At 74.1% G+C, this 19,831-nt stretch carries 17 protein-coding genes; 9 read left to right on the forward strand and 8 right to left on the reverse strand.

All coding sequences use genetic code 11. The features are described 5' to 3' along the window. Positions 1-18 precede the first annotated feature (18 nt). From ACZ6IM_RS04290 to ACZ6IM_RS04300, 3 genes are read left to right on the forward strand one after another with little or no spacing between them, the layout of a single operon-like run. Positions 19-1,485 (forward strand): HtaA domain-containing protein, encoded by a 1,467-nt coding sequence (locus tag ACZ6IM_RS04290; RefSeq protein WP_052837391.1) that lies wholly within the window; start codon positions 19-21, stop codon positions 1,483-1,485. Between the two features lie 30 nt (positions 1,486-1,515). Further along, positions 1,516-3,129, forward strand: a complete 1,614-nt coding sequence (locus ACZ6IM_RS04295; protein ID WP_469554150.1) for an HtaA domain-containing protein — start codon at positions 1,516-1,518, stop codon at positions 3,127-3,129. 59 nt (positions 3,130-3,188) lie between these two features. Continuing rightward, complete coding sequence (locus ACZ6IM_RS04300; RefSeq protein ID WP_052839960.1) at positions 3,189-3,833, forward strand: PhzF family phenazine biosynthesis protein; 645 nt, start codon at positions 3,189-3,191, stop codon at positions 3,831-3,833. Between the two features lie 35 nt (positions 3,834-3,868). Here the strand turns inward: ACZ6IM_RS04300 and ACZ6IM_RS04305 are convergent, their stop codons facing one another. Next, positions 3,869-4,516, reverse strand: a complete 648-nt coding sequence (locus ACZ6IM_RS04305; protein ID WP_052839959.1) for a biliverdin-producing heme oxygenase — start codon at positions 4,514-4,516, stop codon at positions 3,869-3,871. A gap of 131 nt (positions 4,517-4,647) precedes the next feature. Beyond that, the gene (gene map / locus ACZ6IM_RS04310; protein ID WP_052839958.1) at positions 4,648-5,505 is read right to left on the reverse strand and encodes a type I methionyl aminopeptidase; all 858 of its coding nucleotides are present in this window, start codon (positions 5,503-5,505) and stop codon (positions 4,648-4,650) included. 57 nt (positions 5,506-5,562) lie between these two features. On the opposite strand from map, the gene ACZ6IM_RS04315 reads away from it, so the two are divergent. Continuing rightward, positions 5,563-5,805, forward strand: coding sequence for a hypothetical protein (locus ACZ6IM_RS04315; RefSeq protein WP_052839957.1), 243 nt, complete (start codon positions 5,563-5,565; stop codon positions 5,803-5,805). Here ACZ6IM_RS04315 and ACZ6IM_RS04320 read toward each other — a convergent pair whose 3' ends face one another. After that, positions 5,806-7,149 (reverse strand): MFS transporter, encoded by a 1,344-nt coding sequence (locus ACZ6IM_RS04320; RefSeq protein WP_469554153.1) that lies wholly within the window; start codon positions 7,147-7,149, stop codon positions 5,806-5,808. 466 nt (positions 7,150-7,615) lie between these two features. Then, a complete protein-coding gene (locus ACZ6IM_RS04325) occupies positions 7,616-8,230 on the reverse strand; it encodes a hypothetical protein (protein ID WP_052839956.1) in 615 nt (204 codons plus the stop codon). A 131-nt stretch (positions 8,231-8,361) separates the two neighbouring features. On the opposite strand from ACZ6IM_RS04325, the gene npdG reads away from it, so the two are divergent. Continuing rightward, complete coding sequence (npdG, locus tag ACZ6IM_RS04330; RefSeq protein WP_052839955.1) at positions 8,362-9,069, forward strand: NADPH-dependent F420 reductase; 708 nt, start codon at positions 8,362-8,364, stop codon at positions 9,067-9,069. Between the two features lie 76 nt (positions 9,070-9,145). Beyond that, a complete protein-coding gene (locus tag ACZ6IM_RS04335; RefSeq protein WP_217252526.1) occupies positions 9,146-9,337 on the forward strand; it encodes a hypothetical protein in 192 nt (63 codons plus the stop codon). Here the strand turns inward: ACZ6IM_RS04335 and ACZ6IM_RS04340 are convergent. Next, positions 9,327-10,124 (reverse strand): site-2 protease family protein, encoded by a 798-nt coding sequence (locus tag ACZ6IM_RS04340; protein WP_052839953.1) that lies wholly within the window; start codon positions 10,122-10,124, stop codon positions 9,327-9,329. The genes ACZ6IM_RS04335 and ACZ6IM_RS04340 overlap by 11 nt on opposite strands. 228 nt (positions 10,125-10,352) lie before the next feature. On the opposite strand from ACZ6IM_RS04340, the gene ACZ6IM_RS04345 reads away from it, so the two are divergent. Then, the gene (locus ACZ6IM_RS04345; protein WP_469554155.1) at positions 10,353-14,153 is read left to right on the forward strand and encodes an AfsR/SARP family transcriptional regulator; all 3,801 of its coding nucleotides are present in this window, start codon (positions 10,353-10,355) and stop codon (positions 14,151-14,153) included. Positions 14,154-14,165: 12 nt separating this feature from the next. Here ACZ6IM_RS04345 and ACZ6IM_RS04350 read toward each other — a convergent pair whose 3' ends face one another. The 3 genes from ACZ6IM_RS04350 to panB all read right to left on the reverse strand — a co-directional run bounded on the left by ACZ6IM_RS04350 (position 14,166) and on the right by panB (position 17,071). Beyond that, on the reverse strand, positions 14,166-14,990 hold the full coding sequence (locus ACZ6IM_RS04350) for an ABC transporter permease (protein WP_052839952.1): 825 nt from the start codon (positions 14,988-14,990) through the stop codon (positions 14,166-14,168). After that, entirely contained in the window at positions 14,987-16,018 is a 1,032-nt protein-coding gene (locus tag ACZ6IM_RS04355) for an ATP-binding cassette domain-containing protein (protein ID WP_469554157.1), read from the reverse strand. Before ACZ6IM_RS04355 ends, ACZ6IM_RS04350 begins: the two co-directional genes overlap by 4 nt. A 177-nt stretch (positions 16,019-16,195) precedes the next feature. After that, entirely contained in the window at positions 16,196-17,071 is an 876-nt protein-coding gene (panB, locus tag ACZ6IM_RS04360) for a 3-methyl-2-oxobutanoate hydroxymethyltransferase (RefSeq protein WP_052839950.1), read from the reverse strand. Between the two features lie 320 nt (positions 17,072-17,391). On the opposite strand from panB, the gene ACZ6IM_RS04365 reads away from it, so the two are divergent. Together ACZ6IM_RS04365 and ACZ6IM_RS04370 are read left to right on the forward strand one after the other, a co-directional pair. Then, positions 17,392-18,444, forward strand: a complete 1,053-nt coding sequence (locus tag ACZ6IM_RS04365) for an endonuclease/exonuclease/phosphatase family protein (RefSeq protein WP_052839949.1) — start codon at positions 17,392-17,394, stop codon at positions 18,442-18,444. A 116-nt stretch (positions 18,445-18,560) separates the two neighbouring features. Further along, positions 18,561-19,787 (forward strand): MFS transporter, encoded by a 1,227-nt coding sequence (locus ACZ6IM_RS04370; RefSeq protein WP_052839948.1) that lies wholly within the window; start codon positions 18,561-18,563, stop codon positions 19,785-19,787. Positions 19,788-19,831: the final 44 nt, after the last annotated feature.

Genomic DNA, 19,831 nt, shown 5'->3' on the forward strand with positions numbered 1-19,831 from the left:
CGATCCGGAGGACTTCGCATGCCCGCCCGCCTTCGCGCCCTGGTCACCGTGGTGTGCGCGGCCGTTCTCGGCGCCCTGCTGTCCGTGACCGCCGCCCACGCCGAGAGCCGGACCGTGCAGGGCGGACGGCTCGACTGGGGCATCAAGTCCTCCTTCCAGAGCTATGTCACCGGGCCGATCGCGAAGGGGAGTTACTCCCTGACCGGGAGCGCGGCCACCGTCGGCGGCAGCTCCTTCCGGTTCCACTCGGCGACCGGCACCTACGACGGCGGCACCGGCGCCTTCCGCGCCGCCTTCTCCGGCGGAGTGCGCTTCCTCGGCCACCGCACGGGCACCGGCGCGTACCAGCTCGACCTCACCCTCAGCCGTCCCACCGTGAGCGTCTCCGGCTCCACCGGCACGCTCCGCGTGGACGTCGTCAGCAGGGCGAAGGACACCGGGGCGGTCACGACGTCCCGTCAGGTGCCCTTCGCCTCCCTCTCCCTCGGCGGCATCGACATGCGGGGCGGCGGGAGCACCGTGGCCCTGAACGACCTGCCCGCCACCCTCACCGCCGAGGGCGCCCGGTCCTTCGCCGGGTACTACACCGCGGGCACCGCGCTCGACCCGGTGAGCCTGTCCGTCGACGTCGAGGCACCCGCGGCGCGGCAGGAGAAGCAGCCGCCGGCCGCCCCCTCGCCGTCCGCCGAGTCGCCGGAGCCCGCGAAGACATCGAGCGGCACGGTCCGGGACGGCGCCGTCGACTGGGGTGTGCGCCGCACCTTCCGCGAGTACGTCACCGGCGACATCGCCGACGGCGAGTGGGCCCTCACCGAGGGCGCCCAGGACGGCGGCGCCCTCTTCCGCTTCCCCGGCGGCGAGGGGACGTACGAGGACGGCGACCTCACCGCCGCCTTCAAGGGCACGGTGCGCTTCACCGGCGCCCACGGCCTCGACCTGAGCCTCGGCAACGTGCGGACCGTCGTCGAGGACGGCAGGGGCACCCTGTACGCCGACGTGACGAGCCCGGACGCCGAGGAGAAGAAGGTGCCCCTGGTCACCTTCACCGCGGGCCAACCGAAGCCGGCCGACGGCCTGGTGAAGGTCACCGAGGCCCCGGCCGAGCTCACCGCCCGCGGCGCGAAGGCCTTCGGCGGCATGTACCGGGCCGGCACCGCGATGGACCCCGTGTCCCTCGCCGTCGCCCTCACCGCCGACGCGGAACTGCCCGCCCTGCCGGACCTCGGCAGCGAACCCACCCCCAGTGCGAGCCCGCAGCCCGAGCAGACCGGCGCCGACACCTCCGCCGCCCCCGTCGCGAGCGGCACCGACGACGGCGACTTCCCCGCACTTCCCGTCTCCCTCGCGGCCGGTGCCCTGCTGCTGGCGGCCGCGGCCCTCGTGGCCGTCGCCCTCCGCAGGCGCCGCGCCCGGCCCGCCGCATCCGCCGAGGCCGCAGCGTCCCCGGCGGACCCGGACCCGGACCCGGCCCCGGGCCAGGGCTGAACACCCCCGACACCCAAGGAGAACCGAGCCATGCCCGTCAGACGACGTCGCTCCACCGCACTCGCCGCCGCCGTGGCCACGGCCGCCGCACTCGGCGCGACCGCTTTCGCCGCGCTGGGCGGCGCCACCACCGCCTCCGCGGCCGAAGCCCCGCTATCGGACTACGAGTTGACGTGGGGCATCAAGCAGTCCTACCGGACGTACGTCGGCATGTTCGGCAGCTTCACCGCCTCCGAGGGCGCCGCCCAGGCCGCGGGCAACGGCGCCTTCACCTTCACCGAAGGCACCGGCACCTACGACACCACGGCGCACACCGTCGACCTCGGTTTCAAGGGCAGGCTGGTGAGTGCCTCCGCCGCGCACGGCTTCGAGGTCACGCTCACCGACGTGCGCTTCGACAGCGGCGCCGGTGAGATCACCGCCGACGTGACCACCGTCGACACCTCCGGCGCGACGCCCACCAAGAAGGGCGACGACGTGCCGCTCGCCACGGTCGCCGTGTCCCGCGCGATGACCGGCATGGCGACCACCCTCACCGCCGAGGCGGGCGAGTACCTCGGCAGTGCGAGCTACGCGGGCGCGGCCGGGGACCCGCTGACGGTGGTCAAGAAGACGCCCCCGACCACGGAGCCGACGACCGGTCCCACGACCGGGCCCACCACCGGTCCCACGACCGGGCCCACGACCGGTCCCACCAGCGGTCCCACCGGGGAACCCTCCAAGGAGCCGACCACCGGCCCGACCGACCCGGAACCGACCGGCCCGCAGACCACGCCCGGTACCCAGGGCCCGAGCCCCGCGGCGAGCACGAGCGCCCCGCCGTCGGCCCCCGCGAGCGCGGCCCCCGCCAAGGGCGCCATCGCCGACGGCACCCTCCGCTGGGGCGTGAAGGAGTCCTTCCGCGCCTACGTCGTCGGAACCATCGCCAAGGGCAGGGTCACCGTCTCCGGCGGCGCCACCCAGGCCGCCGGGAACGGCGCGTTCACCTTCAAGGATGCCACCGGCACCTACGACACGGACACCGACAAGCTGACCGCCGCCTTCAAGGGCGCCGTCAACTTCAAGGGCCACGAGTCGGACGGGACCTACGGCCTCGACCTGACCCTGAGCAACCTCAAGGCCACCCTGGACGGAGGCACCGGCAAGCTCACCGCCGACGTTAACAGCCTCGGCACGCGGACCGAGGGCGTGGTCCTGGCCGACCTCGCGGCCCGGTCCGGCGACCTGAGGGCCGACAAGGACGTCATCACGGTCGACGGCATCGCCGCCACCGTCACCGACGCCGGTGCCAAGGTCTTCGGCAACTACCCGGCCGGCACGGCCCTCGACCCGGTCGGCCTGACGGTGGCGCTCGGCGAAGACGCCCGGCTGCCTGACGGCGGCGGCACGGGCAGCTCCGGCGGCGCGGGCGGCACCGGCGGCGCGACCACCGGCGGCGCCGGGAGTACCGGCGGCACGGGTTCGACCGTCGGCGGCGCCGGAACGACCACCGGCGGTTCGACCGGCGGCGGCAGCCTCGCCTCCACCGGTTCGGACATACCGGGCCCGGCCCTGGGCGCGGCGGCCGGTGTCGCGGTCGTGGCCGGCGCGGGCGCGGTGTACGCGGCGCGCGGGCGGCGGGCGCGGGCACGGTCCGCCGAGTAGTCCGTTGCGGGCCGGGGCGGCCCGCAACGGCCGCCCCCGGGCGATGCTTGAATGCCCCGGTGATCGACTACGACGTACTGCGCGTCTTCTGCGCCCCGAACGGCGGATACGGCAACGAACTGGGCGTCGTCCGGGACGGATCCGTGCTGCCGGAGCCCGAGCGGCGGCAGGAGCTGGCCGCCGAACTCGGCTTCAGTGAGACCGTGTTCGTCGACGACCCCGAGCGCGGCGTCGTCGACATCTACACGCCCACCCTGCGCCTGCCCTTCGCCGGGCACCCCTGCGTCGGCACCGCCTGGCTGCTCGACGTGCCCGAACTCGTCACCCCGGCCGGGGTGGTGGGCGCCCGGCTGGACGGGGAGTTCAGCTGGATCGAGGCCCGCCCCGAGTGGGCCCCGCCGCGCACCCTGCGTCAGTACGCCACCGTCGCCGAGGTCGACGACCTGGCGGTGCCGCCGAAGGGGGAGTGGATCTACGCCTGGGCGTGGGAGGACGAGGCGGCGGGAAGAGTGCGCGCCCGCGCCTTCCCCGGGCGCGAGGACGGGATCGACGAGGACGAGGCGACGGGCGCGGCGGCGCTGCTGCTGACCGGGCAGCTGGGCCGCGCCCTGAACATCACGCAGGGGGCCGGCTCCCAGATCCTCACCGCACCGCAGCCCGAGGGCTGGGTCGAGATCGGCGGGCGGGTGCGCCTGGAGCGGTGACGGCGACCGCCACCGCTGCCGGCGCACCGCCCGGCTCACGCGGACAGCGGGAACTCCTCGCCCAGCGCCCGGAAGACCGCCGTGTTCAGAGCGAAGGCGCGCCTGCACTCGGCGACGATCCGCTGCTTCTCCAGGTCGTCCGCGCGGATGCCGTCCAGCAGTTCGCGGTACTCCCGCTTGAAGGCGGCCGGGTTGGGGATCTCCTCGAAGACGTAGAAGCGGACCCCGTCGCCCTTCCTGGCGAAGCCCCACGTCCGCTCGGCCTTGTCGCGGATGATCTGCCCGCCCGACAGGTCGCCGAGGTAGCGCGTGTAGTGGTGGGCGACGTACCCCGCCGGCCAGTCCTCGGCGCACTCGCGCACCCGGGCCGCGTACGCCTCGGTCGCGGGCAGGGCGGTCAGGCCCGCGCGCCAGCCGGCGCCGCGCAGGTGCGCCAGGTCCCGCTCCAGGGAGGCCAGCCGGAGCAGCTCCGGCCGGACGAACGGCCCGGCCACCGGATCCGCCGCCAGCCGTCCGGCGGCGGCCTCCAGGGCCTCGTAGACGAACCACAGCTGCTCGGTGTAGCGCGCGTAGGCGTCCACGCCGAGCCGGCCCCCGAGCAGGTCGCTCATGAAGGTGGAGGTCTCCGCCTCCACGTGCTGCTCGTGGGACGCCGTGCGGATGAGGGTCGAGAAGGAGTCCATGGGGCCGATTTTCTATGGTTAGGCTTACCTAAGTCAATAGGCTTGCCGACGGGCTGTCGGTAAAAGCGTACCCACCCGGACGCGAAACAGCCCGCCCTCCGAGGAGAGCGGGCCGTCCAGGGCGTGCGAGGTCAGGGCAGGGTGAGGATCTCCGCGCCCGAGTCCGTCACCACGAGCGTGTGCTCGAACTGGGCCGTGCGCCTGCGGTCCTTCGTCACGACCGTCCAGCCGTCGTCCCACATGTCGTACTCATGGGTCCCGAGTGTCAGCATCGGCTCGATCGTGAAGGTCATCCCGGGCTGGATGACGGTCGTCGCGTGCGGGCTGTCGTAGTGCGGCACGATGAGCCCCGAGTGGAACGAGGAGTTGATGCCGTGGCCGGTGAAGTCCCGCACCACCCCGTACCCGAACCGCTTCGCGTACGACTCGATGACCCGGCCGATGATGTTGATCTGGCGGCCCGGCTTGACCGCCTTGATCGCGCGGGCCAGCGACTCCCGGGTCCGCTCGACCAGCAGCCGGCTCTCCTCGTCCACGTCGCCGACCAGGTAGGTCGCGTTGTTGTCGCCGTGCACCCCGCCGATGTACGCCGTCACGTCGAGGTTCACGATGTCGCCGTCGCGCAGCACCGTGGAGTCGGGGATGCCGTGGCAGATGACCTCGTTGACCGAACTGCACAGGGACTTGGGGAAGCCGCGGTAGCCGAGCGTCGAGGGGTAGGCGCCGTGGTCGCACATGTACTCGTGCGCCACCCGGTCCAGCTCGTCGGTCGTCACGCCGGGCGCGATGTGCTTCGCGGCCTCCTCCATCGCCCGCGCCGCGATCCGCCCGGCCACGCGCATCGCCTCGACCGTCTCGGGTGTCTGCACCTCCGGACCGGTGTACGGCGCCGGCGCGGGTTTGCCGACGTACTCGGGCCGGCGGATGTTTCCGGGCACGGAACGGGTGGGAGACAGCTCCCCTGGTACGAGCAGCGACTGGCCAGACATGCAGCGAGTCTAACCAGCGGGCATGGGGGAACATGTCGGTGGCGAGAGGAGCTGTCCATGGCCCTGTTCAAGAAGCGCACGGTCGGCAAACCGGGCGAGTGGTACTACTGCCTGGAGCACCAGAAGGTCGAGGAGGGCCCGGACTGCCCGGGCAGGGACCGCTTCGGGCCGTACGCCTCCCGCACGGAGGCCGAGCACGCGATGCAGACCGCCCGCGAGCGCAACCTCGAGTGGGAGAACGACCCCAGGTGGCACGACGCCTCCTCGGCGGGGGGCGCCGACGGCGACCGGGACGACTGATCAGCCGCTCGCGGCGTCGGCTGCGCGCTTCTCGCGCAGCCGGACCGCGTGCTCGTTCGTCCGCGCGTCGTACGTCATCATCGTCGGCAGGCACAGCGCCAGCAGCCCCACCGCGCCCGCGCACAGCAGCCCGCCCGACCACACCGACGCCCGCACCCCGGCGAGCGCGGCCGTGCCGCCCGCCCGGACCTGACCGAGCTGCGGGCCAACCGAGTACGACAGCAGCTCGATCCCGGCGAGCCGGCCGCGCAGCTCGTCCGGGATGGTCTGGTTCCACATCGCGCTGCGGAAGACGCCGCTGACCATGTCGCAGGCCCCGGCGAGCACGAGGCACAGCAGCACCAGCCACACGTTCCCGGCGAAGCCCGCCGCGGCGACCGCCACGCCCCACCCGGCCGCCGCGAGGACCACCATCCGCCCGTGCCGGTGCACCCGCGACGTCCATCCGCTGCTCACGCCCACCAGCAGCGAGCCCGCCGGGATCGCCGCGTACATCAGCCCGAGCGACCACTCGGCGCCCAGTTCGTCGGCCAGGAACGGCAGCACCGCGAGCGGCATCGCCAGGAGCATCGCCGCGATGTCGACCGCGTACGTGCCCAGCAGCTCCTTGCGGCCCCACGCGTACCCGGCCCCCTCGGCGATCGCGGCCCATGAGGGCTTGCGCGCCTCGTGCGAGGCCGGTGCGGAGGCGAGGCCCGCGACCAGGGCCACCGAGGCGGCGAAGCTGACCAGGTCCACCGCGTACGCCCAGCCGAGGCCCGCGTACGCCACCACCACGCCCGCCAGCGCCGGTCCGGCGATCCCGCCGGCCTGCCAGCGCAGCGCGTTCAGCGAGGCGGCGGCCGGCAGGTGCTCGTGGGCCACGATCCGCGGGATCAGCGAGTCCAGGGCCGGGCGCTGGACCGCGCCGAGCGCCGCGGTGAACGCGGCGATCACATACAGCGGCCACACGGCTGGGCTCGGCATCAGCGCGTTGACCAGCAGCGCCGCGCACAGCGCGCCCTGACCGGCCTCCGTCCACAGGATCAGCCGCCGCTTGTCCCAGGCGTCGGCCAGCGCACCGCCGTACAGCCCGAACACCACCAGCGGCACCAGCTCCACGGCGCCGATCGCGCCGACCGCCGCCGCCGAGCCCGTCAGCTCCTTGATCTGCACCGGCAGCGCGACGAACGTCAGGAAGCTCCCGAAGTTCGTGATCAGCCCCGAGACCCAGAGCCGCCGGAAGTCCCGCGAGGCCCGCCAGGGGGACAGGTCGGGCAGCAGGGCCCGCAATCCGGCGGGCGGGCCGTCGAACGCCTCACCCGCCTTGTCGGCGGGGGCGTCGGCGGGAGAGGTGTCGGTCACGAGCGGCCATCGTCCGGCGACCCGCCGAGCACGGCAACCGGTTTTCCCCGACGGCGGTCACCGGCCGGGCCGCGACCGTCACAACCGACGCGGCGGTCACCGGCCGGGGCGCGCCCGTCACGACGGTCACCGGCCGGGGCGCGCCCGTCACGACGGTCACCGGCCTGGGCGCGGCCGTCACGGCCGACGACGGCCGGACAGCGGCGGCCAGTGCCGGGTCGCGGCCGACGCGGCGGTCGCCGGGCGGACTTGCGGTGGGTGGCGGCCGGAGTGGGGCGGTTGTCGGGCGGGTTTGTGGCGGGTGGCGGCTGAGGCGCGGTGGTCGTTGGGCGAGTTGCGGCGGGTGGTGACCCGGGGGCGTGCGGGCGCGGTCGGGCTGTGGTGGGTGGCGGCCGACACGGCCGACCGCGGCGGTCGGCGGCGAGGGCGCGGCGGGCGGTGGGTGGCACCGGGTGGGGGGTGGTCGTCACCAGCCCGATGGTGGTGGGGCCGTCAGGTGGTCGGCGAGGCGGGAGAGGCGGTCTCGGAAGCGGCGTCGGCCCCGGGGCGGCGGCACCGCGTTCTCCCCGGCCGACGCGCTGACCAGGTGCTGCACCGTGTCCAGATCCAGCTCGGCGCCGTCCGGGACGGTCAGCGTCTCGTGTGCCATCGCCGTCAGCTCCCGCTCGCCCGGCTCCCGGTCGGTGCCCAGCGCCAGCACCGTCGCACCGGCCCGGCGGGCGTCGTGCACCCGCTCAAGCAGCGGGGCGCCGGGATCGTCGGGCGTGACCACCAGCAGCGTCTCCCCGCGCCGGGCCGCCGCCAGCCGTCCGAGGCCGACCGCGAGATGCGCCGGGTCCGACGGGCGCGCGTCGTGCCTGACCAGCGTCGGCGCCAGCTCCGGCGTCCCCGACCAGGCGGCCTCGTCCACCAGGTGCGCCGCCAGATGCCAGGGCTCGAACCCGGGGGTGCCCACCAGCAGCAGACCGCCCCCGTGCGGGACCACCGACCCCCGCAGCGCCCCCGCGAACCTCCGGGTGGCCCCCAGCCACTCGGTCCCGGCGAGCACTTCCCGCAGCAGCGCGACCCTCACGGCGTCCATGCGGCCGCATCCTGCCGCAACACCGTCCGCGCGGTCCGCCGTTCGCCCCGGATTCACCCGGCCCGGGGACCCCCTTCCACCGGGCGGGACCCCTGCCCCTGGGCAGGCCGTGGCGGACGTAGGGTCGCCCCATGACCTCTACCGACAGTGCTGCACACAAGGCCCCCGCCAAGGACCCCTGGGACCTGCCCGACGTCTCCGGGCTGGTCGTCGGCGTGCTCGGCGGCACCGGGCCCCAGGGCAAGGGCCTCGCGTACCGCCTCGCCAAGGCCGGCCAGAAGGTGATCGTCGGCTCCCGCGCCGCCGAGCGCGCCGCGGCCGCCGCCGAGGAGATCGGGCATGGCGTCGAGGGCGCCGACAACGCCGAGACCGCCCGCCGCAGCGACGTCGTGATCGTCGCCGTGCCGTGGGACGGACACGGCAAGACCCTCGAATCCCTGCGCGAGGAACTGTCCGGCAAGCTCGTCGTCGACTGCGTCAACCCGCTCGGCTTCGACAAGAAGGGCGCCTACGCGCTCAAGCCCGAGGAGGGCAGCGCCGCCGAGCAGGCCGCCGCCCTGCTGCCGGACAGCCGGGTCGCCGCCGCCTTCCACCACCTCTCGGCGGTCCTCCTCCAGGACCCGGAGATCGACGAGATCGACACCGACGTGATGGTGCTCGGCGAGGAGCGCGCCGACGTGGAGATCGTGCAGGCACTCGCCGGGCGCATCCCCGGCATGCGCGGCGTCTTCGCCGGACGGCTGCGCAACGCCCACCAGGTCGAGTCGCTGGTCGCCAACCTGATCTCCGTCAACCGCCGCTACAAGGCACACGCCGGGCTCCGCGTCACCGACGTGTGAGGCGATGGGGGACACTGGTGGGTGCCGGCCGCGCCGGCGCAGTACCCGCACGTGTCCCCCGACAGGAGCCCGCCCCATGCCCCGCCTCGCCCTCTACGCCCTGGTCGTCTGCGTCCTCGCGGTGGCCGCCGCCGTCGTCTCCTTCGTGCAGGGCAGCGTCGTGATCGGCGTCGTGTGGGTGCTGCTGTCCGGCGTGTCGTCCAACATGTGCTGGTACTACGTGAAGCGGGGCCGGGACACCCGGCGCGCCACGTCCGTCACGGGGTGACCGTGCACAGCTCGTCCGTCTGCCAGAAGCGGTACAGTTCGAAGCCGCAGTAGGTGTCGACCTCGCCGATCCCGAGGGAACGCAGGATCGCGTCGATCGCGTCGAAGAAGACGCCGTTGAGCGCCGGGATCCACAGCAGCGCGAACACGATCAGCAGCCCGAACGGCGCGAGCGGCTCCACCTGCCGCCGCACGTTGTACGACAGCCAGGGCTCGATCACGCCGTAGCCGTCCAGGCCCGGCACCGGCAGGAAGTTCAGGATCGCGGCCGTGACCTGGAGCAGCGCGAGGAAGGCCAGCGCCAGCCGGAAGTCGCGCGGCACGCCGTCCAGCGCGTCCAGCCAGAACGGCGCCGTGCACACGACGGCGAACAGCACGTTCGTCAGCGGGCCCGCCGCCGAGATCAGACTGTGCCGCCAGCGCCCCCGGATCCGCCCCCGCTCGATGAAGACGGCGCCGCCGGGCAGACCGATCCCACCCATGATCACGAACAGCACCGGGAGCACGATGCTCAGCAGCGCGTGCGTGTACTTCACCGGGTTCAGCGTGAGGTAGCCCTTCGCGCCGACCGAGATGTCGCCGCTGTGCAGCGCGGTGCGGGCGTGCGCGTACTCGTGCAGGCACAGGGACACGACCCAGGCGGCCGTCACGAACAGGAACACGGCCAGACCCGGCTGCTCGGCGAACCCGCTCCAGGTGGCCCAGCCCGTGACCGCGGCGACGGCGACGATCCCGAGGAAGACGGGACTGATCCGCCGGTCACTGGGGCGGGCGGTGGCGGTGGACATGGAACTCCCTGACTGTCGGGCACGCGTGAGGGCACCCGCGGGTGCGGGACTGCCCGACCGTACCGGGCGCACGGGGAGAACGTCTCGTGCGGGGCGGACGGTTCCTGGACGGGCGACACGGGGGACGACGGTTCCTGGACGGCGACACGGAGGGGGCGGCGGAGGCCGGTCACGCCGCGCGGCCAAAACCCCGTGACCGGCTCCGACGGCAGCGGGGACAATGGTCCCGTGCGCTATCGCATCCTCGGCACCACACAGGTACTCCGTCCCGACGGCACGGCCGTCCCGCTCGGCGGGGCGCGGCTGCGTGCCCTGCTGACCGTGCTCGCCCTCCGGGCCGGCCGCGCCGTCCCCGCGGGGCTGCTGGTGGAGGAGGTCTGGGACGGGGACCCGCCCGCCGACGCGCCGGGCGCGCTGCAGGCGCTGGTGGGGAGGCTGCGCCGGGCGCTGGGCGCGGACTCGGTCGTCTCCGCCGACGGCGGTTACCGGCTGGCCGCCGCCCCCGACGACGTCGACCTGCACCGCTTCGACCGGCTCGCGGGTGAGGGCACCCGCGCCCTCGCCGACGGCGACCCGGCCAAGGCCGCGGTCGTGCTCGACGACGCCCTCGCCCTGTGGGGCGACCCCGTCCTCCCCGTCCTCCCCGACCTGCCCGACCGCACCGCGGAGGCGGCCCGCTGGACGACCCGGCGCCTGGACGTCCTGCGCGCCCGCCACACCGCCGCCCTGGGCCTCGGGCAGGCCGAGCACTCGCTGCCCGAGCTGACCGCGCTGTGCGACGGACACCCCCTGGACGAGCCCCTCCAGGCACTGCGGCTGCGCGCCCTGCGCGACACCGGCCGCACCGCCGAGGCACTGGCCGCCTACGAGGATGTACGCCGCCTGCTCGCCGACCGCCTCGGCGCCGACCCGGGCCCGGAGCTGCGGGCCCTTCACGCGGAACTGCTCCACCCGGCGCCCGGCCCCGGCCCGGTGTCCGGGCGCGGCCGGGGCGCGATGCCCGGTCCCGCGTCGGGTTCGGCACCGGCACCCGGTCAGGCTCCGGGGTCCGCCGCCTTCCCCGCCCCGGGTACGGGACGCGCCCCCGCTTCCGGGACGGCGCCCGGGCCCCATGCCGCCCCCGCCGGTCCTGCTTCAGGCAGCCGGCCTGTTTCCCGGACGGCACCGGGGTCCCCCGCCACCCCCGCCCCTGCCTCCGGCCCCGCACCCGCTTCCCACCCGGCGCCCGCGCCCACCACCGGCCCGGCCTCCGCCACCGGACCGCAGCCGACCACCGCCCCTGCCGCCGGCCCCGCACCCGCTTCCCACCCGGCGCCCGCGCCCACCACCGGCCCGGAGTCCGCCACCGGACCGCAGCCGACCACCGCCCCCGCGTCCGCGTCCGCCAGCGCCCCCGCCCCCGCGTCCGCCACGGCGCCCGCGACCGCGCCGCCGTCGGAAGCCGCCGCCGCGTGGCCCGAGTCCGCCACCCCACCCGCCCCTGAGGGATCGCGGCCCCGGGGCAACCTGCGTGCCCGGCTCACCTCCTTCGTCGGGCGGGAAGGTGACGTGGAAGCGCTGCGCGCCGACCTGGCGACCACCCGGCTCGTCACCCTCCTCGGACCCGGCGGCGCCGGGAAGACCCGGCTGTCGCAGGAGGTCGCCGAGGGGGCCGGGGACACGGCGCGGGACGGGGTGTGGCTGGCCGAGCTGGCCCCCGTCGACGACCCCGCCGACGTACCGGAGGCCGTCCTGACCGCCGTCGGCGCCCGCGAGACCGTGCTCTACCGCGCCGGTGCCGAGGAGATGCGGGCCGCCACCGCCTCCGAACGGCAGGACACCGCCGTCGAGCGGCTCGTCGAGCACTGCGGTCGGCGCCGCCTGCTGATCGTCCTCGACAACTGCGAGCACGTCGTCGACTCCGCTGCCCGCCTCACCGAGGCACTCCTCGCCCGCTGCCCCCACCTGACCGTCCTCGCCACCAGCCGCGAACCCCTCGGCGTGCCGGGGGAGACGCTGCGCCCCGTGGAGCCGCTGTCCGAGCCCGCCGCGCTGCGGCTGCTCGCCGACCGGGGTGCCGCCGCCCGCCCCGGCTTCCGCGTCGACGCCGACGAGGAGACCGCCGCCGCCTGCGCCGAGATCTGCCGCCGCCTCGACGGCCTGCCGCTGGCCATCGAACTGGCCGCCGCCCGGCTCCGCATGCTCACCCCGCGCCAGATCGCCGACCGGCTCGACGACCGCTTCCGCCTGCTCACCTCCGGCAGCCGTACCGTCCTGCCCCGCCAGCAGACGCTGCGCGCGGTCGTCGACTGGTCCTGGGACCTGCTCGACGCCGACGAGCGCGACGTGCTGGGGCGGCTGTCCGTCTTCGCGGGCGGCTGCGACCTGGCCGCCGCCGAGGCCGTGTGCGGACCCGCCGCGCTGGAGGCGCTCGGCTCCCTCGTCGACAAGTCCCTCGTCGTGGCCACGCCCGTGACCGACCGCCTGTCCGGCGACGGCATGCGCTACCGGCTCCTGGAGACCGTCGCCGAGTACGCCGGCGAGCGCCTCGACGAGGCCGGCGGACGCGCCTCGGCGGCCCGCGCCCACCTGACGTACTACCGCGAACTCGCCCGCACCACCGATCCGTTGCTGCGCGGAGCACAGCAACTCGCCGCCATCGAGCGGCTGGAGCGCGAGTACGAGAACCTGCGCACCGCCCTGCGCCACGCCGTCGCCGAACGCGACGAGCAGGAGGCGCTCTGCCTGGCGCTGTCGCTGGTCTGGTACTGGCAGATGCGCGACCTGCGGGTGGAGGCCCGGAACTGGTTCGTCGAGGTGATGGCACTCGGCCCGGACCCCTTCGCCGAACCGGCCGGCCCCGCCCAGCCGGTGTGGGAGCGGTGCACGTCCGCCCCGCCCCCGATGACCGGCGAGGTCCTCGCGGAGGCCCGGCGCGGAGTGCACCTGGCCCATCTGGCCTGCATGGACACGGAGCTGGACGCGTGGCAGAACCCGGCGGCCAAGCGCAAACTGCGCGTCATCGCGGACACCTACGAGCCGGGGATGCCGCAGACCTGTTCCAGCCCCGGCCTGCTCTGGTTCTACTCCGTGTTGCTCACCGGTGACATGGCGCGGCTGCGCGAGATCATGGACGCCACCGTGCGGACCTGCCGCGAGACCCCGGGGTACGAGTGGGAGCTGGCCGGCGGCCTGCAGATGCGCGCCAACATGCTCGCCAACCGCACCGACTGGGCGGGCGACGCGGTCCGCGACGCCGACGAGTCGCTGGAGATCTACCGCCGGCTCGGCGACGGCTGGGGCATGGCCGAGGCCCTCTCCGGGCGGGCCGAGGCCCGCGAGCGCATCGGCGAGTACCGGCTCGCGGCCGCCGACTACCGGGCCGCCGCGGAACACGCCGAGCGGCTCGGCGCGCACGCCCAGGTGGACATCCTCGACGCCCGCCTCGGCAGCGTGCTGCTGGAGGCGGGCGACACGGAGCAGGGCGAGCGCGTCCTGCGCGAGGTGATCGACCGTACGGCGGGTATGGGCCACAACGGCGCCATGCCCGCGGCCCGGCTCTTCCTCGCCGGACACCTCGGCATGACCGGCCGTACGGCCGAGGCGGGTGAGCAGCTGCGCTCGCTGCGCGAGGAGTTCTCCATCGCCCACTTCGTGGTCTTCGACGCCTTCATCATCGCCGCCGAAGCCTGGCTCGCCACGCTGGAGGGCCGGCACGAGGAGTGCCTGACCGGGATCCGCAAGTCGCTGCGGAAGGCCGAGGACCCGCTGTCCACGGCCATCGCCCCGCACATGCGCTCCGCGTACCTGACCATCGCCGCGATGGCCCTGGCCCGCTCGGACGGCGGCGGCCGGGCCGCGGACGGCGCCCGGTGCCTGGGCGCCGCCGAGGCGATGCTCCCGCCGGGGCACGTGTCGACGGGCATGGAGCGGGACGCGCGCGAGCGGGCCGTCGAGCGGGTCCGCGAGGCGCTCGGCGCCGAGGCGTACGCCGACGCGTACGCCGAGGGCGGCCGGCTCTCCCCGGAGGAGGCCGTCGCCCTCGTCTGACGCGTACGCGGTTCAGCTCTTCGTGCGGAACTTGTGGACGGCGATCGGCGCCATCACCGCCGTCAGCACGGCGGACCAGGCCAGCGTCACCCACAGGTCGTGCGCGATGGGACCGCCGACCATCAGGCCGCGTGCGGTGTCCGCCAGCGAGGACAGCGGGTTGTAGTCCGTGAACGACCGCAGCCATCCCGGCATCGACTCGGTCGGCGCGAAGATCGACGAGCCGAACTGCAGCGGCATCAGCACCAGGAACCCCATCGCTTGCACGGACTGCGCGTTCTTCATGATCACGCCGAGGGTCAGGAACACCCACATCAGCGCCGACCCGAACACCGCGGACAGCCCCACCGAGGCCAGGAGCCCCGCCCAGTCGGTGATGTCGAAACCGACCAGGACGGCCACGACCATCAGCACCGCGGTCGCGAACAGCATCCGCAGCAACTCCACCGCGATCTTCGCGAACAGCACCGAGCCGCGGCCGATCGGCAGCGACCGGAAGCGGTCCATGACACCGGAGTTGAAGTCCTGGTTGAAGCCGGTCCCGACCCCCTGGGCCATGTTCATGCCCATCATGGCCATCAGGCCGGGGATGACGTACTGCACGTACGCCTGCTGACCGCCGCCCAGGGACTGCCCGATGGAGCCGCCGAACACGTACACGAACAGCAGCGTGAAGACGATCGGGAAGAGGATGGCGTCGAACATCGACTCCGGGTCCTGCCGGATCCACAGCAGGTTGCGGCGGACGAGCGCGCCGGTGTGCCGGAGGTGGGCGCGCGGGGTGATCCGCGCGTCCGGGGTGACGCGGGTGTCGGGGGAGTACGTGGCGGCGCTCATACGGCGACCTCCTCGCGTGTGTCGTCGGTGGCGGGAGCGGGGTCCTGCGGGGCACTGGCGCGGTGGCCGGTGAGGGACAGGAAGACCTCGTCCAGACTGGGGAGTTCGGTGGTGACGGCGGAGACGGTGATGCCGCGCGCGGTGACCGCGCCGACCACCGCCGTCAGCTGCTCGTCGCTGAGGATCGGCACCAGGACGGCACCGCGCTGGGTGTCCACCGTGGAACTGGCGAGCCCGGTGATGCCCAGCTCGTCCAGGTGGGCGGCGAGCGGGCGCAGTTGCAGCGGGTCGGCCGGGCGGACCCGCAGGGTGCGGCCGCCGACCTTGGCCTTCAGCTCCTCGATGCCGCCGTTCGCGATGACCTTGCCGCGGTCCACGACGGTCAGCTCGGAGGCCAGCTGCTCCGCCTCCTCCATGTACTGGGTGGTGAGCAGCACGGTGACGCCGTCGCCGACCATGCGCTTGACCTCGTCCCACACCTCGTTGCGGGTGCGCGGGTCGAGGCCGGTGGTGGGCTCGTCCAGGAACAGCACGGACGGGTGTCCGATCATGGAGGCGGCCAGGTCGAGGCGGCGCCGCATGCCACCGGAGTAGGTGGACGCGGGCCGCTTGCCGGCCTCGGTGAGCGAGAACCGCTCCAGCAGCTCGTCGGCGCGGCCGCGCGCGTCCCGGCGGGACAGGTCGAGCAGCCGGCCGATCATGTAGAGGTTCTCCCAGCCGGGGAGCTTCTCGTCCACGGAGGCGTACTGCCCGGTCAGCCCTATGACGCGGCGCAGCTGCCGCGGCTGCCGTACGACGTCGTACCCGGCGACGCGCGCCTGGCCGGAGTCGGGGGTGATGAGGGTGGACAGGATGCGTACGAGGGTGGTCTTACCGGCGCCGTTCGGCCCGAGCACGCCCATCACGGTGCCCTCGCGCACGTCCAGGTCGACGCCGTCCAGCGCCTTGGTCTCGCCGTAGTGCTTGACCAGCCCCCGCACGGTGACCGCGCTGTCCGCGGCCCGGGGGATGTCGTCGATTCGCTTCATGCCCCAGACGATGGCAGGCCCCACCGACAAACCGCCGACATCCCACCGACAGCCGCCCGGCCCCGCCGACATGGCACCGACATCACGCGCGGGGAACCAGCCGGCCCCGCCGACGGGGGAAGATCGGCGGGGCCGGTGGTCGTACCGCGATGGTCTGCTGGTGGACGGGGCCAGCGGCTAGTGGACGGAGTGCTCGTCCTCGGGGAACGTGCCGCCGACGACGTCCTCGGCGTACGCCTTCGCCGCGTCGCCCATGACCTTGCGCAGGTCGGCGTACTGCTTGACGAACTTCGGCACCCGGCCGCCGGTCAGCCCGAGCATGTCGGTCCACACCAGCACCTGGGCGTCGGTGTCCGGACCCGCGCCGATCCCGACCGTCGGGATGTGCAGCGTCCGCGTCACCTCGGCGGCCAGCTCGGCCGGCACCAGCTCCAGGACGACCGCGAAGGCGCCGGCGTCCTGCACCGCCTTGGCGTCGCGCAGCAGCTGCTGGGCCGCCTCCTCGCCGCGGCCCTGCACCCGGTAGCCCATGGAGTTGACGGACTGCGGGGTGAGGCCGATGTGCGCCATCACCGGGATGCCGGACTCCACCAGCAGCTCGATCTGCCGGTGCGAGCGCTCGCCGCCCTCCAGCTTGACCGCCCCGACCCCGGCCTCCTTGACCAACCGGGTCGCCGAGCGCAGCGCCTGCACCGGTCCCTCCTGGTAGGAACCGAAGGGCAGGTCGCCCACGATCAGGGCGCGGCTGGTGCCCCGTACGACGGCGGCCGAGAGCATCGTCATCTCGTCCAGCGTGACGGGGACGGTGGTCTCGTAGCCGAGGTGGCAGTTGCCCGCGGAGTCGCCGACCAGCATCACCGGGATGCCGGACTCGTCGAAGACGGACGCGGTCATCGCGTCGTACGCGGTGAGCATGGGCCACTTCTCCCCGCGCTCCTTGGCGGCGGTGATGTCCCGGACGGTGATACGGCGGTTGATCTTGCCCCCGTACAGCGCCCTGCTCCCGTCGGCGGGGGTGCGCTGCGGCGTCTGGGCAGCCGAAAGCTGCGTCATGGCAACGGCTCCTTCATGTCATCTCGAGGCGCCCTGACGGCGTCCCCGGATCCCTTCCATGGTGGCACCTGTGGCGGCCCGACGGCTAGGGGACCCCCGTCACGCTCCCGGGGACGGGGCAGGGTGTGGCTCATGGGGTCAAATGTGCCCGTTCTGTCACAGAGCCGCCCGTCCGGGCGCGGTGCGGAACTCCGCGGGACGGCCCGTACGTCCTCGTGCCCGTACGGCCGTCGAGGGACGGCGGGATCGGAGCCGATCATCCCCTATGGTGCTGAGTCACAGGGGGCGACGGTGTGCACAGCAGGCAGTGAGGCAACGGTATGGCGCAGCAGGCGTACATGACGGAGACGGACAGCGGCGGCTCGGACCCCGAGCGCCGGGAGACCCGGATTCGGCGCCTGTTCGACCGGGCGGTCAGCGGCTGGCGCGGCGACCGGCGGATCTGGCGCCGGGGCCTGGTCACGGCCGTGGTCGCGCTCCTCCTGTCGGCGGTCATGGCGGCCCACTCGCGCATCCCGAACGCCATCGGCAACCTCGGCAGCCTCACCGAGACCTTCCTGCCGTGGTTCGGCCTGCTGATCCCGGTCCTGCTGGTGATCGCCCTGGTCCGCAAGTCGGCGACGGCGCTGATCGCGCTGGTGGTGCCGGTGAGCGTGTGGCTCAACCTCTTCGGCGGCCTGCTCTTCGACAAGACCGGCTCGGGCGGCGACCTCACCGTGGCCACGCACAACGTCAACGCCGACAACGCCGACCCGGCGGGCACCGCCCGTGCCGTCGCCGCCGCCGGCGCGGACGTGATGGCCCTGGAGGAACTGAAGGCGTCCGCCGTCCCGACGTACGAGAAGGCGCTGGCGGCGAAGTACCCGCATCACGCGGTCGTCGGCACCGTCGGGCTGTGGAGCAAGTACCCGGTCAGCGACGTGAAGCCGGTCGACATCGAGCTGGGCTGGAAGCGCGCGATGCGCGCCACCGTCGCCACCCCGTCCGGCCCGATCGCGGTGTACGTCGCCCATCTGCCCTCCGTACGGGTGAAGCTGGAGGCCGGGTTCACCGCCCGGCAGCGGGACAAGAGCGCCGACGCCCTCGGCGAGGCCATCCGCCACGAGAAGCTGCCCCGCAAGATCCTCCTCGGCGACCTCAACGGCACCATGAACGACCGCTCGCTCACCGCGATCACCTCCCAGCTGCGCTCCCCGCAGGGTGCCGTGGGCGACGGCTTCGGCTTCAGCTGGCCGGCGTCCTTCCCGATGGCCCGCATCGACCAGATCCTGGTCACCGGCGTGGAGCCCATGACCAGCTGGACCCTCCCGGCGACCGGCAGCGACCATCTGCCGATCGCCGCGCGTGTGAAGGTCGACACAACGGCTTCCTAGAATTCGTCCGCGGAATACCCGCCCTGAGAGTCTTTGTTCCGTACGGGAACATACAGTCGTCCCCCTGTGCCCCGTCCCTCCCGTACGCACTCCGCTCTCGAAAGGCGAGATCCTTCATGCCCCTGGCCCTGCTCGCCCTTGCCGTGGGCGCCTTCGGCATCGGTACCACCGAGTTCGTGATGATGGGCCTGCTGCCCGACGTCGCGGACGACCTGGACATTTCCATCCCGACCGCCGGCCACCTCGTCTCCGCCTACGCGCTCGGCGTCGTCATCGGCGCCCCGCTGCTCGCCGCGGCGACGACCCGGATGTCCCGCCGCGCCGTCCTGATCGCCCTCATGGCGCTCTTCGTGGTCGGCAACGCCCTGTCGGCCGTCGCGCCCGGGGAGATCTCCCTGCTGGCCGCCCGCTTCGTCAGCGGCCTGCCGCACGGCGCCTTCTTCGGCGTCGGCGCGGTCGTCGCCACCGGCATGGTCGCGCCGGAACGCAAGGCCCGCTCCGTCTCCCTGATGTTCCTCGGCCTCACCGTCGCCAACATCGTCGGCGTCCCGGCCGCCACCGCCATGGGCCAGCAGCTCGGCTGGCGGGCCACCTTCCTCGGCGTGAGCGCGATCGGCGTGGCGGCGATGGCGGCGCTGGCCCTCCTGATCCCGCGCGACAGCGCCCCCGCGCCCTCCACGGGCCTGCGCGGCGAACTGGCCGCCCTGCGCTCGCTGCCCGTCTGGCTGGCGCTGGGCACGACGGTCGCCGGCTTCGGCGCGCTCTTCGCGGCGTACAGCTACGTCACGCCGATGCTCACCGACGCCGCCGGATTCGCCGAGACCAGCGTGACGCTGCTCCTCGCCCTTTTCGGTGTCGGCGCCACCGCGGGCAACCTGCTGGGCGGCCGCCTGGCCGACCACTCCCTGCGCGGCACCCTCTTCGGCGGCCTGGCCTCCCTGGTCGTGGTCCTGGCGCTGTTCCCCCTCCTCATGCGTACGCCGGTCACGGCGGCCTTGTCGGTGGCCCTGCTCGGCATGGCCGCCTTCGTCACCGGCTCGCCCCTCCAGCTCATGGTCATGGAGAAGGCCGCGGCCGCCCCTTCCCTGGCCTCCTCCGCCAACCAGGCCGCCTTCAACCTCGCCAACGCGGGTGGCGCCTGGATCGGCGGCCTCGCCCTGGCCGCCGGATTCGGGGTCACCTCCCCGGCGACGGCGGGCGCCGCCCTGGCGGTCCTCGGCCTCGCGGTCGCGGGCACGGCGTGGGCGGTGGACCGGCGGCACGCCGCCACCGCCCCGGTCGCCGGCCGCGAGCGCGTGGTCGCGGGGCACGTGCCGGAGACGGTGGAGGCGGTACGCCGCTGACGCCGGTGACGGGGATGCCCGGCGAGCCCGCGCACCCGGTCGCC

The sequence above is a fragment of the Streptomyces sp. NPDC042336 genome (assembly GCF_055581985.1).

Excerpts from the sequence above, each read along its gene's own strand:
- ACZ6IM_RS04340 (WP_052839953.1), bottom strand. The coding sequence starts at position 10,124 with ATGTCCACCGCCACCGCCCGCCCCAGTGACCGGCGGATCAGTCCCGTC.
- ACZ6IM_RS04290 (WP_052837391.1), top strand. The coding sequence starts at position 19 with ATGCCCGCCCGCCTTCGCGCCCTGGTCACCGTGGTGTGCGCGGCCGTT.
- ACZ6IM_RS04325 (WP_052839956.1), bottom strand. The coding sequence starts at position 8,230 with ATGGACGCCGTGAGGGTCGCGCTGCTGCGGGAAGTGCTCGCCGGGACC.
- map (WP_052839958.1), bottom strand. The coding sequence starts at position 5,505 with ATGTCTGGCCAGTCGCTGCTCGTACCAGGGGAGCTGTCTCCCACCCGT.
- ACZ6IM_RS04365 (WP_052839949.1), top strand. The coding sequence starts at position 17,392 with ATGGCGCAGCAGGCGTACATGACGGAGACGGACAGCGGCGGCTCGGAC.
- ACZ6IM_RS04335 (WP_217252526.1), top strand. The coding sequence starts at position 9,146 with ATGCCCCGCCTCGCCCTCTACGCCCTGGTCGTCTGCGTCCTCGCGGTG.
- ACZ6IM_RS04370 (WP_052839948.1), top strand. The coding sequence starts at position 18,561 with ATGCCCCTGGCCCTGCTCGCCCTTGCCGTGGGCGCCTTCGGCATCGGT.
- ACZ6IM_RS04355 (WP_469554157.1), bottom strand. The coding sequence starts at position 16,018 with ATGAAGCGAATCGACGACATCCCCCGGGCCGCGGACAGCGCGGTCACC.
- npdG (WP_052839955.1), top strand. The coding sequence starts at position 8,362 with ATGACCTCTACCGACAGTGCTGCACACAAGGCCCCCGCCAAGGACCCC.
- ACZ6IM_RS04315 (WP_052839957.1), top strand. The coding sequence starts at position 5,563 with ATGGCCCTGTTCAAGAAGCGCACGGTCGGCAAACCGGGCGAGTGGTAC.
- panB (WP_052839950.1), bottom strand. The coding sequence starts at position 17,071 with ATGACGCAGCTTTCGGCTGCCCAGACGCCGCAGCGCACCCCCGCCGAC.
- ACZ6IM_RS04350 (WP_052839952.1), bottom strand. The coding sequence starts at position 14,990 with ATGAGCGCCGCCACGTACTCCCCCGACACCCGCGTCACCCCGGACGCG.
- ACZ6IM_RS04295 (WP_469554150.1), top strand. The coding sequence starts at position 1,516 with ATGCCCGTCAGACGACGTCGCTCCACCGCACTCGCCGCCGCCGTGGCC.
- ACZ6IM_RS04305 (WP_052839959.1), bottom strand. The coding sequence starts at position 4,516 with ATGGACTCCTTCTCGACCCTCATCCGCACGGCGTCCCACGAGCAGCAC.